Raw genomic sequence first — 15,502 nt, 5'->3', positions numbered from 1 at the left:
AACGCGCCCCGCTGCGGGCGGAGGAGAGAGAAGACAGCCACCATGGAAAAGATCACTTTGGTCACGGGCGCCACGGGGAACCTGGGCGGTCATGTCGTGGCACAACTGATGGAACGGGGCGGGCGGGTACGCGCCCTGTCCCGGCGCCACCCGGCCACCGACGACGTACCCGATGTCGAATGGTGCCAGGGCGACCTGTCGTCGGGGCAGGGGCTCGAGCGAGCTCTGGAGGGCGTGGAAACCGTCGTGCACTGTGCGACGGACGGCCGTACACGCAACGGTGACGTCGCGGCCGCGCGGCACCTGCTCAGGGCCGCGGGTGAGGCCGGCGGGCCCCATGTGCTGTTCGTGTCCATCATCGGTGTCGACCGCCACCCGCTGGGCTACTACCGGGCCAAGTACGACACCGAGCGCCTCGTCGAAACCTCCGGGCTGCCGTACACGATCCTGCGTGCCGCCCAGTTCCACGACATGCTGCACTACGCCCTCCACCAGGCAGCCCGCCTCCCGGTCATGCCCGTGCTGGCTCGCACGGGCTTCCAGAGCGTCGACGCCACGCATGTGGCCGCCCGGGCAGTGGAACTCAGCACTGGCGGTCCCTGCGGACGTGTCGCCGATCTGCCGGGGCCGCACACCCTGACGATGGCCGACATGGCGCGCATCTATCTGCGGGTCACCGGGCGGCGGCGGCCGATCCTGCCGCTCGTCCTGCCGGGCAGCGTGCCCAGGGCCTACCGGCAGGGCCTGCATCTGGCCCCCGCTCCCCAGCCCGGCAGTCGCTCCTTCGAGGAGTTCCTCAGGGAGCGCCCGTCCGTGAGGGTGCCCGAGGCCGCGCGGAAGGCGGCTCGGTGAACGAATCCGGACGCCCCGCGAGCAGCGAGACCACGCTCCCGTCCGATTCGGCCGGCTGTGAGGGAACCTGGCCCCTCGTCGGACGTGAACAGACGCTCGACATCTTCACCCGGGCGCTGCGCCACCGCCGTATCCAGGCGTTGCTCATCCACGGGGCCGCGGGCGTGGGGAAGTCCCGGCTGGCTGAGGAATGCCTCCTTCGCGCGGAGCGCGACGGATTCCGCACCGCCTGGGTGGTCGCCACCGCGGCGGCGGCCGGCGTGCCGCTGGGCGCCATGGCACACCTGATCCCCGCCGGCATCGACCTTTCGGACCCTGTCTCCGGCTTCGCCGCGGTGGACGCCGCGCTCCGGCCGGGGGACCAGGGCCGGCTGGTGATGCTGGTCGACGACCTCCATCTGCTCGACGCGACGTCGGTGATGCTGGTGCGGCAATTGATGGACTCCGGCACTGTGCTGCTCATCGGCACCGTCCGGACCGGCGAGCCCTTCGAGTTGGCGTCGGCTTTCGGCAGCGGCGACACCATCCACCGGGTGGACATCGAGGCGTTCACCGAAGACCAGGTGGCGGAGGTCCTCCGTACAGTGCTGGGTGGACCGGTCAGCGTTCATGGCGTGCACGAGCTGTACACAGCCAGCGCGGGAAACGCCCTCTACCTGCGGGAGCTGGTCCTGGGCGCGCTGCGGAACCGGTCCCTGACGAGTGACGGTGAGGTCTGGCAACTGGCGGCCGGTTGGCAGGTGGGGACGCCGCGGCTGAAGGAACTGATCGAGGCTCGGCTGGCCGGGGCCTCGGCGGCCGGCACCGCAGCGCTCGAACTGCTCGCGTTGTGCGCACCCGTCGCCCTGGCCGACGTGCAGGCCGTCGCCGGGTTGGAGGAGCTCATCACACTGGAACGGCTCGGGTACATGAGAGTGGTCAAGGAGGGCCGGCGCCATGTGGCGCTCCTGACGCACCCGCTGTACGGCGAAGTCGTACGGGACGCCATCCCGGAGCTGCGCCGCCGGACGATCCTGCTGGCCCAGGCCGAGCGAGCAGAAGCACGAGGCGCACGCCGGCAGGACGACCTGTTGCACATCGCTTCATGGCGGCTGTCCGCCACCGGCACTGCCGATCCGCAACAGCTGGAACGCGCCGCAACGCTCGCGCGTCACAGTCATGACTACCCGCAGGTGGTACGCCTGCTGCGGGCGCTTCCTCCGTCCGAACACAGGGTGCGGAACCGGCTGCTGCTCGCCGACGCGCTGTTCGAGCTGGGCAAGCCGGATCAGGCGGAGCCGGTGCTGGACCAGGCGAACGCTCTGGCGAGGACGGAAGAGGACAGACTGGCGGTGGTGGTGGCCTTCTCGGTCAACGCCCTGTGGGGCATGGCCCATGCGTCACTCGCGCTGGCCGTGACCACCGCCAGCCGAGCGCAGCTGACGTCCTCGAAGGCGCGCAGGATCCTCGCCATCAACGAGGGCTGCATACATGCCGCATGCGGGCGACCTGCCGAAGGACTCAGGCTGCTTGACTTGCTGGAACATGATGTCGGCTCGGCATGTGACCTCAACGTGTGGCTCATCGCAGCGGCCGTGAAGACCAGGGCCCTCCAGATGACTGGCCATGTCGCACAGGCCCGGTCCTGGGCGGAACACGCCTACGCGGCGCATCAGCGCGCCGGCCGACGGGCGCTGGCGGCGCCCCATCCGGCGATACAGCTGGCGCCCGTGATCCTCGCCCTTGCCGAGGACGGGCGTATTCCAGAGGCCCGGGCTCTGGGGGAGCGGCTGTTCGGTGAACTTGTCAGCTCCCAGGCAGGAATGGCCCGGATGTGGGTCGCCTTCTTCCTGGCCCGTACCGAATGGCTGGCGGGGCGCGCCGCCTCTGCGCGCCGCTGGTACGCCGAATGCACCGCCCTCGCCCGCTCGCACCACCGTACCCGGCCCATGCGCGAGGCGCTGGGCGGCATGGTCGCGTGCATCGCTCTCCTGGGTGATGCGCACGCGGCCGGCGCGGCACTGTCCGACCTCGACGAGGCCGATGCGTCGATGACCGAACGCGAGTACGTCAACGCGATCGCCTCCCCGGGCAGAGCCCTCGCGGAGGCCTGGTCGCAGGCGGCCAACGGGCAGCTGGCCAGTGCCCGCACCATCCTGCTCGATGGCGCGAAGAGTCTCAGGAGCAGCGGGAACATCTCGTCGGAGGGCCTGCTGTTGCTGGACGTGGCACGCCTTGGCGGAGCAGCGGACGTCGTGGACCGGCTCGCTGCGATCGCAGTGCAGTCCGATGGCCGGCTGGCCCGAGCCCAGGCGGACCTGGCCGCCGCCCTGGCCCGGAAGGACGCCGAAGACCTGCTGAGCATTTCTGAGGAACTCGAGGACATGGGCTGTGATCTCCTCGCCGCGGAGGCGGCAGGGGCGGCGGCTGCCGCATTCCGAATGTCAGGACAGTCACGGAACGCCACTGCGGCCGCCTTGCGGTCGAGGGCTCTGACGGATCGCTGTGAGGGCGCGCGCACGCCCGCACTCGCCGTGGCGGATGCAACGGTGCCCCTCACCCAGCGGGAAACCGAGATCGCATGGCTGGCCGCTGCGGGGGCGACCAGTCAGGAGATCGCCGAGAAGCTGGTCCTGTCCATTCGTACCGTCGACAACCATCTGGGGCATGCGTACACCAAGCTCGGAGTCACGAGTCGGCGTGAACTGGCTCAGGCGCTGCCCTCGGCACCGCGGTTCAGGCTGTAGTCCCGTTTCCTCCGTACGAGGGCGCTGAGCCCATCAAGGAAGGCACACACCGATGACGAGTGAACTCATTCTGCTGGCATCGGGTTTCGCGCTGGCCGAGGGCCCGGTCGTGCACGGTTCGGGAGCCCTGTGCGTGGCGGACGCGTTGGCCGGAGGGGTCCGTGTGCTGCACGCGGGCGGCGGCGAGAGGCAGCTGCTTGCGGGCCGCAAAGGCATCGGTGGGCTGGTGGTTCACGCCTCGGGTGCCCTGCTGGCTTCGGGTCGGACCGTTGTCGCCGTGGAATTGGACCCACCGGCCGGCACGGAGCGCGGTGTGGAAGTCCTTGGGGCCCGTCATGTCACGGGCTTCAATGATCTTGGGGTGGGACCTGAGGGGCAACTGCTGGCCGGGATGCTCCGTTACCGACCCTTCCGCGGGGAGCCGGCAGTTCCTGGGGGCTTGCGCGTGGTCGACGCCGAGGGGGCCGCGTACGACATGCCGGGCGAGGTGATCTGGCCCAACGGCGTGGCCGTAGCGGGGGAGTGGCTCTATCTGAGCGACTTCGCCACGGGTACGGTTCTGCGCGCCCGGTGGTCTGCCGGGGAAGGACAGGAGCTCACGCCCTGGTGGCGAAGCCCGAGCGGGCAGGCTGACGGGCTGGCGGTCGACGCGGAAGGTGCGGTGATGGTGGCACTCGGATCGGGCGGCGCCGTGGCCCGGGTACTGCCCAATGGGGACACTGCCGAACTGATCCCGGTGCCGTCGAACTTCGTGGCGAGTGTCTGTTTCCGTGACGCTGGGCTGGAACGCTTGGTGGTGTGCACCGCCGACAACAGCGAATCTCCGCAGCTCGGCGGTTGCGTCTTCGAGCTTCCCGCGCCGGTGCCCGGGGCCCCCGTGCCGGTGGCGGCGATCCCTCTTCCGGACCTGACCTGACCTGACTCGGCACGAGAACCGGGGGCGTCATGGGCGCTCACCCCTGTCGCGATGCTTTCTGACTGCTTCTTGAATGACTCCGAGAAGAATCATCGCGGCCAGCAGCGAAAGGAACAGCGTGAGTGATCCGAGGATGGCCCAGGCAACGATTTGATCGGCGGCGGTCATGAAATCCTGTCGAGTCGACGTGGTTGGATGCTGCCAGAAAAGCCAATCGTGCTGCGGGTATCGAGAGTATTGGTTGCTCAGTCCGCCGCTTCCGAGGATGGATTTTTTGAGGCGGCTTTTCCCTCGTCTGAGTGGTAATTGCTCATGCCGACCGAACTCTCCGTCGTGCAGGCTCTTTTGTACGCCGCCGGCGTCACGTCCCCTTGTCGAGCTCAATTGAGGTTTCTGGAATGCAGTCCCTATTCGATCGCGACGACATCCGCCGGATGATCGACGAACGTGGCATCGAGTATGCGGAGCAGACCCTGGAGAACTATGTGCGATGGCTGGAGGAGCGCACTCAGGAAGTCGAGGAGCGAATCACTGCGCTGCAAGCGGAACGGGAGCATCTGCTACGGCTCCAGAACCCCGCAAGCGGGGCAGTACGCCCTCTGGAGCGGCGGAAGGCGGAAGGACATCCTCTGTGAGACGAAGTGCAGCTGGAAGCCGGTGTCGGTGAAGCCCACGCTGTCGCGGCAGCTGACCGACACGTGTCCCGGCAAGCTTTGGTCCGGCACCGATGCGGTGCACAGTGCTGCCGAGCCGTTGGCCGTGGCGACGAGGCTCGCGTAACCAATGTCCGACTGCTGGTTGGCGATGTCCACGGTGTAGTGGCCGGTGCCGTTGCGATGCAGGGTGACAGCACCCGAAGCGGGGTTGTGGACGGCTTCGTCATCCAGCACCACGGGGATGTCGGCCACTGTGCGGGGAGCGGTGAAGTAGGCCTCCTTGACGCCGGAGGCACCGGCCAGGTTGACGCCCCGTACGTAGCTGATGTTCACCCGGGTGGCTGCGGGAGCGGGAAGACCGCTGACTGCGTCCCGGCAGGACATCCAGACCCGCCGCACCGGGCCCGTATCCCCCGCCGCCAGCGTCCGTGCCGTCGTCCCGCACACTACGTCCGAGATCGCACCGGTGTCAGCCTGGGCGAGGGGAGCGAGTGCCGTGACGGCGAAGGACTCCGGCTCGGCACCTGACAGGTAGGGCAGGTCGAAGGTGTACTGCCCTGGGGCTGGGTGGTTGTACGTAACCCGCGCGGTGCCACCGCCCTCCTGGGGTGCGGCTACATGCCAGTCCGCCGACACGGGAGCAGAAGTGGTCGAGGCACTCACCAGCGCACCGTGCGTTGTGCCGTGGGCGTTGTAGGCGAGGGTGAATCGGTGATCGGCGGGCCGCCCGGCGGTGTCGAAACACACGATGTCGATCTGGAGCCCCGGGTGCCGGCTGGGGGTGACACCGTCGAACGGCATGCAGTTGCCGCCGCCGACGGCCCGCACATGGACGCCGGCAGTGGGCGCCGTGCCGATGTCGGGTCCGGAGAAGAAGACCGAGTACCGTCCAGGCGCCTCGTGACGCACGTGCGCCGGCATGTCGAGTGCGGGCCTGCTGAACTGTGCCAGTGACGACAACTCGGTGTAGACCCCGGCCGGTTCGTTGCCCGCCACGACGGCGAAGACCGACACCGGGGGCTGCGGTGACGACCCCAGCGCATCCGCCTGCCCTGCGGGAAGCGCGAGCAGACCCGCCATGCCGCTGGTCATGGCGGCGGTGATTGCCGCCACGCGTCGAAATCTCTTGCTGAAGGGGAGCATGGAAGTCCCTGAAGATCGCCGGGCTGGAGGACGGCTTCGGCGCTGAAGGCCGCGTCGCGGTTCCGCGCCCGGGGCATTGAGGGCACCGGCGCTGCGAGAACAGGCGCGTTGTGGTACCCGACTTGGACGGATCGAGCCTGGCCCACGGTGTGAGCGCCCGGGAGAGCAACCGCTACTCGGTTCCCGGCGGAACGCCGGCCTGACCGGGAACTCACGGAAACCCTCGGTGCGGAGCCACAGGAGGACAAGGGCCTTCCGCGTCCCTGCGATGTCGTATCCGCATCGAATTCCGGAAGGCCCTCGCCCTGTTCCAGGGTGACTCGGCTCAGCTCTGCGACATCACCCAGTAGCTTCCGCCGGCTCCGAAGCGGAGATGCGTGAGCGGCCGGGAGTGAGTCGTGCACGAGTCCCACAGCGGCACGTAGAGGGGGCAGAGGTCCCAGTTGTACCGCACGTCGTAGACGTTGAATCCGACACCGTAGGAAGGATTGGCGGTGCAGCTCAGGTACTTGTACGACGGGATCCAGGGAGCGTCGTACCCGGAGCAACTGGAGGAGGTGTAGGTGATGGCGCTTCCGTTGCCGCACCAATCGGTGTGACCCGTGCCGTAGAGCTGGTCCGTGCCGACGCTCCTGGTGTCGTGCGACCAGCAACCCGAGGCGGCCGCGGCCGCAGCCAGTGCTTCCTTGGACTTCGCCCGGGCAGCGGGAGCGGCGTCGGGCCCCTTGTGCGGTTTCGTGATCTCGTAGCGGGCGAGGTTCACGTACTTGGCGAGGCCGCGTGCCTTGACCTCTGCGGGGGTCAGTGCACGCACCGTCTCGGTGCCGCCCGCCTTGTTCTTCCAGCTGACGGCTGTCGCCTCGGCGGGCTTCAGGTCCGGGTCGAAGCCGGTTGCCGCCTGGGCGGCGGGAGCCGCCATCGAGACACTCAACAGGGCCGCACTGATGAGAGTTCCGGCCTTGGCGACTGGCCGGTGCTGGCGTCTTGTCATGCTCATCCTCCTTGGTTCGGCTGGCACTTGACGCAGCCTCACCCGGTGGCGGCACGACGGTCATGAGTAATTCCTGCTCGTTGATCGCGCATGCCGGGCACCGAGCAGGTGAGTAACAACTGCTCACGACGGTGACCAAGGCCAACTCCTAGGTTTTGCCCCGTCATTGACGTCACATCAGCACCGAACACCGAGGGGAACACCCCGCATGACTTTGCGATCACGGCTGAAGAAGGCACCCGTCGTCGGAGCGCTCGCACTGGCCACCACCGGGCTCGGGATCCTGGCGGCGCCGTCCGCCTCTGCGGCGACGACGCCCGTCTACCACATGAACTGCACGGTCGGAATCTGGGGCAACCAGGGCTGGGGCACCTGCACAGGCACCGGCCGGTGGGTCGTGCGCGCCGAGTGTGCCTGGAGCCCGCTGTACTCCACCAGCGCCGGAGGGTGGACCGACGGAACGGTCACCAAGTGGACGGACTCCTGCGCCTTCGGCGTCGAGTCCGTGCGGATCGTGGAGTACTAGTCCGGCAGGAGCCGGCTGAAGCAGGTGCGTCCGCTTCGCTGCTGGACGCACCTGCTGCGGCGTTCTTCAGGCGTTCCGGCACATCGACTGGCTTGCCCGGCGAACGGGCCCGGCCGCCGGACACGCATTGCACTTTTCACAAGGGCCCTCCCGTGGAACCGCGGGAAGTGCCCTTTGTTGTAAGAATGAGGGGAGAAATTCGTGTTGCAGGGGGAACTCGCGGAAGACCCGCAACAGCCACCGGAGGCCGCTCCGGCGGAGCCTGCTCCGACCGAGGCAGGGCCGGCAGGCCGGGGGAGGGGAGTGACCCGGCGGGGCGTGCTGTCCGCCGCCGGGGCGACCGGCCTTCTTCTGGCGGTCTCCCAAGCAGTTCCGGGTGGGCGCTCACCGGAGAACGCCCTCGGCGAACCCACTGCCGCCGACGGGCCCCTGCGCGTGGTCTCGCTGGTGCGTCAGGCCGACATGGTCGACCTGTCGCTCGCACTGTGGAACTGCTCGGTCGATACAGGTGAAGGCCGCGCCCGTCTGGTCCGGGTCGACCAAACCCTCTCCGCCTACGTCGTCGTCCACTTCGGGCCCCAGGCCGTCACCGAGAGGGCCTTCCTGGAGGCGTCCGGCGGCGGCAACGAGCCGCCCACCGTGGATCCCGTACCCACGCGGATCTCCGGGACCAGTCGGCTGGCGTTCGACGTCACCGGTCACCTCCCGCTCGATTTCACGGTCGACGAAGTGCTGGACTGGGCCCGCTTCACTCCGCGACTTGTGCCCAACGCCCTGCCGCGGACGGCGCCCGACACGTTCCGGAGCCTGCCACGCCGCCCCGATGCCACCGAGACCTCCTTGGAGCTGCCTTGGCGGCTTCAGCTGTCGCCGGCCGAAGGCGGCGGCTGGGTGCACAGCGCGCAGCCGGTCACCCATGGCTCGTGGACCGAGGTCTGGGAGACCCGGCTCGGGGTCAGGGAGCAGCAGAAGGACGACAGTTGGCGGGTGACCGAGGCACCGGAGGCCGAGCCGTTCGTCCGGGCGGTCTGGGCCAGCGACCCCGGCTTCGAGAACTGGCTCACCACGCCGGCCTCCGTACCCTCCGGCGACACGACCAACGGACTGCGTACCGCTCTCACACCCCGCGAACGTTACGACCTCGTGCGGCTCTCCGGTGACTACACCCTCCGCACGGTGAGCGGCCGCCAGCCCGCGCCCATCGAGCTGGAGCGACTCTCCCTGAGCACGCTGGGGGCCGGATACGACCTGCACGCCGAATGGGACTCGGTCGTCACCGCGAACTACGCGAGCACGGTGCGGGAGTGGACGCAGCGCGGTGTCCTCGGGCGGGACCACCATGTGCGTGTGGTGAGCACCGGTTTCCTGTATCCGTTCGGGCACCGGGCCGCCGTACTGAGTCTGACGCAGCGCAAGGCACAACGCCCGAGCCCTTCGAGTGAGGCTCGTGCAGCCTTTCTGCGCAAGCGTCTGATCCTCGTCGTCCGTCAGCCGGTGAAGTCCTACCGGGGCGACTCCGATCTGCGCAACGCCGGCCGCAGATTCCCGTTCCGGCGGGTGCGGTTGCTGACCGCGCAGACCCCGCCCCTGGAACCGGAGACCGAGTACGTGAGCGGTGGGTCGGCCGCCAACTCCTATGTGCCGCGGGTCGGCGACAGTGCGTACCGCTTCCACCTGCGTGGTACCGACTGGGCCGACAAGGAGGTCGACTTCACGTCACCGCTGGTCTTCGTGTCGGACGCCGGTGCCCGCAACGCCGAACATCTCCAGCGCGTGCACGAGACGTACAACGCCGAGGGCCAGCTGCGAACGGCCGGGTTCGGCGGGCGCCCCGTCGTACTCGCACAGCCCGGCGCACACCCCGGTGACACCGAACTGCCGGTCGAGTCGATGGTGTTCATGGGGGAGGCACCGCGGTCCGGTGCGGACCCGGTGGCCATGGTCAACGCTGGACGGGCACCCTTCTACCCGGCGCTGGACCGACTGACGGCCGACCTGCCGGTGGTGCAGGAGCTGGTCGGAGACGAGCTGGGCACCGGCACCTTCTCGTACCACGACGCCGCGGGCAGCAGCTATGTGGTGGGTGGGTTCGGCTCCCAGAACCCCGGAGAGGTGTTCCTGGCCGCCACGGGGTCCGACCAGGTGCAGGTCCGCTTCCCCGCCGACCGGTCGGGCGGTGTGGTCACCCCGGTGTTCGGGATCGCCGGCATCTCCCGGTTGCGCGGCCCGGTGGCGGGGGACGCCCATGACGCCGCCCGTAACCTCTTCGACCCCCAGAAGATGTATCCGCGCTCCGAGGCCAAGCTGGCCGGCGGCCTGGAACTGAAGGACCTGCTGAAGCCTCAGAGTGACACGCCCAACCCGGAGCAGGCCGTCGAGCTGACCGCACGGCAGGAGACGGACGCCGACGGGCGGCCGGTCATGACCGAGCTGCGGTCGAAGACGAACCCCGAACTGCGCGCCTGGCCGTCCGGCGTGAACCTCTTCGTTCCCGCGGACCCGAAGAAGTGCCTGACCGTCGACACCCGGGTGACGTCGCGGGTGGACGCGCCGACCGAGGTGGTCGACCGGGTGGTCAAGGGGGAGCTGAAGAACTTCACCATCAACCTGTGGGGCACCGCGGACGCCACCCGCTTCGTCAGTCTCGACGTCGCCCGCTTCCGGTTCGTGGAGCGCAAGGACGCCAAGACGGAGGTCGACTGCGACGTCCGTACCGTCTCCTTCCACGGGGCCCTGAAGTTCGTCGAGGCGCTTTCCCGGTACTGCACCTTCCTAGGCTGGGAGCCCCCGACCGGACCTGCCACCACCGGCAGCAGCTCGGCCCGGACCGCGTCCTTCCGGCGGGCCGCCTCGGCGCCCGCCAACGCCCTCGCGGCCGCGGACGACCACCCGACCGCGGGCCAGGGCGACCGATATGTCGATGTGTCCCCCCAGGGCGTTGCTCTCAACAGGAGCTTCGCCGTGCCGGAGATCCAGCTGGGGGCCTTCGCGCTGACCGGGCTGGCGGTCTACGCGGGCATCGTGATCCCCTTCGACGGCAAGCCGATCCGGGTGCGCTTCGCCTTCAGCTCCCGCGAGAAGCCGTTCTCCGTCGTCCTCTCCTTCCTCGGAGGCGGTGGATTCGCCGCCGTGGAGCTCGGGCTCGGCGGGGTGGAGATGCTGGAGTTCTCCTTCGAGGTGAAGGCCTCCTACGCCTTCGCCATCGGCAGCGTCGTCAGCGGTGCCGTCGAGGCCAAGGCCGGCATCTACTTCGCCATCGAGACCGCCGAGAACGGCGACCAGGCCTGCGAACTCACCGCCTATCTGCAGTTCTCCGGCGCGGTCAGCGTCCTCGGGCTGGTCACGCTCTCGCTCGTCGCCTACCTCGCCCTGAGTTACTACGACACCCCCGAGCGGCTGGTCGGCGAGGCGACCGTGTCCGTCTCGGTCGACCTGTTCTTCTTCAGCTTCTCCAACAGCTACACCGTGCGGCGCGAACTGATCAAGGGATCGGGGGGCAGTGAGGGCGCCTCGGCTCGTGCCGGCCGGAGTTCCGTTGCCCGCAGGGCACTCGCCGAACTGCCCGCCAGTGCCCAGGTCGCCCGGGTGTCCTTCGGTGACACCCTCACCCAGCAGGAATGGCTCGACCAGTACTGCGCCGCCTTCGCCCCTGTGGGAGCCTGACATGCCTTTCCAGACCATCACCTGGACCGCACTCCCGGCGGGCGCCTCCGCGGGGGCGGTCCGTCTCTCGGTGCTGATCGCGCCCCGGCTCCGGACGGACGGGGCCACCCAGGCGCTGTCGGCGTTCCCGGATTGGTCCGACTGGCCGAAGGTCGTCTCCGGCATGTCCTTCACCGTCGGATTCCCCGATCTCGGCATCACCGGGGCGCCCGTCGAAGCGGTGCGGGTCTCCAGCCCCGAGTCGGCGAGATGGCGCTCCCTGTTCAACCCCAAGACCACCGTGCGCGGGCACACCTCCGCAGGAGCAGGCCGCAGGCGAATCCGCTCGTACCCCGCTGCGCACCTGCTCGGCTTCGTCGCCGGCCGCTGGGGGAGGTTCGGCGCCGTCTCACCCGATGAACACCCCCGCCGTGCCGCCCTCATCGACAGCGGTGCCTTCGGCCCCATCGGCTTCGAGGAGAACGACAGCGGCATCAAACGCCGCGCGCTCCTCGCCGGGCAGCTGGAGGACCGCTTCGACACCAGCGCGAACTCCACCCCCGCCACCTGGGCCATCCCCTACGACGCAGGCGACACCGGCGCGGACGGCGTCGCCCGCAGCTTCCTCCAGCTGACACGGTTCCACCGGCGCCGGCCGAAGGGCAGCGGTGCCCTGCCGCCGCTGCCGGAACCCGAGTTCGACTTCCATCAGACGGTCGCCGCCACACGGCAGTACCCGGCGCTGCAACGCATGCTGGGCCTGGTGGTGGAACTGCGCGTCACCGACTCCAGGGTCCTGGCCCTGTTGCAGGGACCGGTCAGGAACGGCTGGGTCACCGTGACCCCGAAATGGACCCCGTCCCTGGGCACGCCCGCCGATGTCGACGTCAGCCCCCACACGGCGTGCCTGATCGGCGCCAACCGCTTCGAGGCCCGACCGCGCGACCCCAACACCGCGGACTGGGACCACGGTCTGCTCCGCCTCGGCCACTCGAGCTCCTTCCTCACCATCCCGGTCGACATCGACGGAGCCGCGCTCCTGGCCGGGCAGTTCGCCGGCAATGTCGCGCGGGCCCGCAACGTCGCCGACGGGCATCCGCTGCCGGCGTTGCGTACCGCCGGATTCGCGGTCGCCCGCACGGGCCGGGCGTCCGGCCTGGCCCGCGGACTCGCCCGGGGCGAGGAGCTGAACGGCACCGCCTTCACCAAGACCGGCGAGAAGAAGGGCGGGACCCTCCAGCTCTACCTGGACGACCTTGTCCAGGGATACCGATGGGACGTACGGGACGCCGCCGACACCGCCTGGCGCACACTGATGGCGCGCTCCGGCCACTACCGCTTCCTCGCCGACGACCCGGATGTCGCCGTCGCGGTCAGCGAGGAGGGTGTGGTCACGACCGCGCCCACCAGTTCGGGAGTCGCGGGGGACACCGATCTGTACCTTCAGGAGCAACTGGTCCAGTGGACCGGATGGAGCCTGGGCGTTCTGCGTCCGGGAGCGGCGGTCGGTCCCGACGGCAGCCCCCACCGCCAGCAGCTGGTGCTCCGCGAGGACTTCCCCTTCGCCGGGGACTTCGGCGTACCGCCCGGCAGCCTGCCCCGGCTCAGGTTCGGCCACTCCTACCGGCTGCGCGCCCGCGTGGTGGACCTGGCGGGAAACAGTCGTCCCGCAGCGGCCGGTGAGCTGGAGGACACCGACGAACTGCGCTCCGCAGCCGTGGTGCACCAGCGCTTCGAACCCGTCAATCCCCCCGAGGTACTGCTGCGCAAGCCCCGCACCCAGGCCGAGGGCTCCGAACGGGTCGTCATCCGCAGCACCACCGGCTCGGACACCACGGCACAGGAGTCCGTCCGCCACCTGGTGCCCCCGCGTACCTCCCAGCTGATGGCGGAGCAGCACGGCTGCTTCGACGCCGACGGCGCGGGCCACCCGATGCGCGACGTGTACGACATGATCAAGACACGGGACGCGGCGGCCCTGGAGGCACTCAAGGAGGCGCATCCGGAACCCGCCCCGTATGAGGAGTCGTTCTACTACGACACCGACTCGCTGCCCGTGCCGTACCTGCCCGACCCTCTCGCCCGCCAGATCCTGGTGCGCGGCCTGCCCGACACCACGGGCACCACCAGCACCCTGCAGGTCGAGGCGCCCACCGGTGAGTGGCCCACCCATCGGGCCTGGCGGATCAGGCTCACCCGCGGCAGCACCGCCGGCTGGACGCGGGACGACACCAACCGTCTCCTCGAGATCCGCCTCGCGCCGGGCGACCTCTACACGCTGCGTCTGAGCAGCCGCTTCAAGGACGGCGACGTCGACCTCATGGGCGTGTGGAAGTGGATCCAGGAGTGGGTGGCGCAGTCCGGGTCCGGAACGGATCTCACCTCGCTGCGGAACCTGATCGCCGGGGGACGTCACACGATGTTCACGCCCTACCGGGAGATCACTCTCGTTCACGCCGTGCGCACCCCGCTCAAGGCACCCTCCCTCACCGCCCTGAGCGTCGACCGGGCCGGCGGCGCGTCGTCGACGTGGGCACGCGTGCAGGGGACCGTGGACATCAGTCGCAAGAGCACCGGCACGGTCGACCTGGTGGGGGAGTGGACCATGCCCGTCGACACGGGACCGGGAGGCCCCGAGCCGGAGTCCGCCCGGACCTTCCGTGCTCCGGTGGCCACGCTCCGGGTGGAGCGGGCGCCCGGCGCCTCGCCGGGCCCGGACGACCTGCCCCTCGACGTCCGCCACGAGTTCGGTGACACACGCCACCGGCGCGTCGTCTACCGTGCCGTCGCCACCAGTCCCTTCACCGAGTACTTCCGGGCCGAAACCGAGCTCACCCTGACGGACGGCCGGGCGTCCTACACCGTCGACGCCGAACCCGCCGGCATCAAGATCCGCGACAAGGCGACAGGGAATCTCCTCGAACCCGCTCCGGTGAGCGCCACCGACCCGCAGACCGCGGACGGCGACTACCTCCTGGACCCGGGCAGCAGGACCGTCCGTCGCACCACAAGCGGCCATACGCCGGAGAACGGCACGCTGGTCATGAGCTACGTGCCGCCCTCGACCACCAGGACCTCGGCCGCCCTCAGCGCCCGGATCGTGCACAGCACCGCCCGGCCGGCCGCACCCCGGATCCACTCGATCGTGCCGACCTTCTCGTGGACCGAGACCGCGGAGCAGAGCGTCCGCAAGGGAGGCCTGCGGGTCTACCTCGAGCGGCCGTGGTGGTCCTCCGGCCCCGACGAGCGGCTGGGGATCGTGCTCTGGAAGGGCGACACAACCGACCCGTCGCCCCAGCTGGAACCCTACGTGACCATGTGGGGCCGTGACCCGGCGTTCGCCACCGCGGACCTGCCCGCGACCCCCGCCACCACCTCGTTCCGCGGCACGGCCTGCACGGGCTTCGACCTGTCGCTGGCGGAGGCGGGAGGCGCGCAGGTGAACGCCGTCGGATACAACGTCGCCTACGACTCCGACCGCGGCCTGTGGTACGCCGACATCGAGGTGACCCTTCCGCGAGGCGAGCGGCACACCTCCTACTTCCCCTTCGTCCGGCTGGCCTTCGCGAGGTTCCAGTCCGCCTCGATCAGCGGATGCCATCTGTCCCCGGTGGTGACGGCGGGCTTCGTGCAGATCGCCCCGGACCGCACCGCCACCGTCACCGGCACCGGCTCCTCCCGGACGGTGACGGTGACAGGACGGTCGTACACCGCCACGGCCGCGAGCTCCGGTCCGTCCGTCCTCCAAGTCCAGGTGGAACGGGCGACACCCGGGGTGACCGATCCCGACCTGAAGTGGCAGCCCGTCTCAGACCCCCCGCGGACGCTGACGTCCTCGGTCACCCAAGGAAACCTCGTGACGTGGACCGGCACGGTCACTCTGCCCACCGACGCACCCGCCGGCTCGCTGCGTCTGACGCTGCGTGAGCTGGAGGCCCATCCGACCGGCCTGCCCGCCCCGACCGGCCGCAGGCGCACGGTCTACCTGGCCACGCTGCCGGTCTGACCGCAGGCTCCGAAAGCCCCCGAGTCGCTCGCCGGCCAGGCGAC

General features: G+C 69.6%; 9 protein-coding genes. 6 read left to right on the top strand and 3 right to left on the bottom strand.

Annotated features, from left to right (window positions below):
- Positions 1-42 precede the first annotated feature (42 nt).
- From AB0I54_RS20660 to AB0I54_RS20650, 3 genes are read left to right on the top strand one after another with little or no spacing between them, the layout of a single operon-like run.
- Positions 43-852, top strand: coding sequence for an SDR family oxidoreductase (locus AB0I54_RS20660; RefSeq protein ID WP_363297503.1), 810 nt, complete (start codon positions 43-45; stop codon positions 850-852).
- Positions 849-3,578: a LuxR C-terminal-related transcriptional regulator gene (locus tag AB0I54_RS20655; RefSeq protein WP_363297502.1), complete on the top strand. Its 2,730-nt coding sequence runs from the start codon at positions 849-851 to the stop codon at positions 3,576-3,578. Before AB0I54_RS20660 ends, AB0I54_RS20655 begins: the two co-directional genes overlap by 4 nt.
- Positions 3,579-3,630: 52 nt before the next feature.
- A complete protein-coding gene (locus AB0I54_RS20650) occupies positions 3,631-4,494 on the top strand; it encodes an SMP-30/gluconolactonase/LRE family protein (RefSeq protein WP_363297501.1) in 864 nt (287 codons plus the stop codon).
- Between the two features lie 27 nt (positions 4,495-4,521).
- Here the strand turns inward: AB0I54_RS20650 and AB0I54_RS20645 are convergent, their stop codons facing one another.
- The 3 genes from AB0I54_RS20645 to AB0I54_RS20635 form a co-directional block, all read right to left on the bottom strand.
- Positions 4,522-4,878 carry a hypothetical protein gene (locus AB0I54_RS20645; RefSeq protein ID WP_363297499.1) on the bottom strand — a complete coding sequence of 119 codons (357 nt, stop codon included), beginning with the start codon at positions 4,876-4,878 and terminating at the stop codon, positions 4,522-4,524.
- A 176-nt stretch (positions 4,879-5,054) separates the two neighbouring features.
- Positions 5,055-6,263: a hypothetical protein gene (locus AB0I54_RS20640; protein ID WP_363297498.1), complete on the bottom strand. Its 1,209-nt coding sequence runs from the start codon at positions 6,261-6,263 to the stop codon at positions 5,055-5,057.
- 355 nt (positions 6,264-6,618) lie between these two features.
- Entirely contained in the window at positions 6,619-7,284 is a 666-nt protein-coding gene (locus tag AB0I54_RS20635; protein ID WP_363297497.1) for a hypothetical protein, read from the bottom strand.
- Between the two features lie 208 nt (positions 7,285-7,492).
- Between AB0I54_RS20635 and AB0I54_RS20630 the strand changes: the two genes are divergently transcribed.
- The 3 genes from AB0I54_RS20630 (at position 7,493) to AB0I54_RS20620 (ending at position 15,458) form a co-directional block, all read left to right on the top strand.
- Positions 7,493-7,810 carry a hypothetical protein gene (locus tag AB0I54_RS20630; RefSeq protein ID WP_363297496.1) on the top strand — a complete coding sequence of 106 codons (318 nt, stop codon included), beginning with the start codon at positions 7,493-7,495 and terminating at the stop codon, positions 7,808-7,810.
- 303 nt (positions 7,811-8,113) lie between these two features.
- Positions 8,114-11,473: a hypothetical protein gene (locus tag AB0I54_RS20625; RefSeq protein WP_363297495.1), complete on the top strand. Its 3,360-nt coding sequence runs from the start codon at positions 8,114-8,116 to the stop codon at positions 11,471-11,473.
- Position 11,474: 1 nt separating this feature from the next.
- Positions 11,475-15,458, top strand: a complete 3,984-nt coding sequence (locus AB0I54_RS20620; RefSeq protein ID WP_363297494.1) for a hypothetical protein — start codon at positions 11,475-11,477, stop codon at positions 15,456-15,458.
- Positions 15,459-15,502: the final 44 nt, after the last annotated feature.

It is taken from the genome of Streptomyces sp. NPDC050625 (assembly GCF_040654755.1).
Lineage (GTDB): Bacteria > Actinomycetota > Actinomycetes > Streptomycetales > Streptomycetaceae > Streptomyces.
The sequence above is the reverse complement of the archived record's forward strand: the minus strand, read 5'-3'. Positions and strand labels throughout refer to the sequence as shown.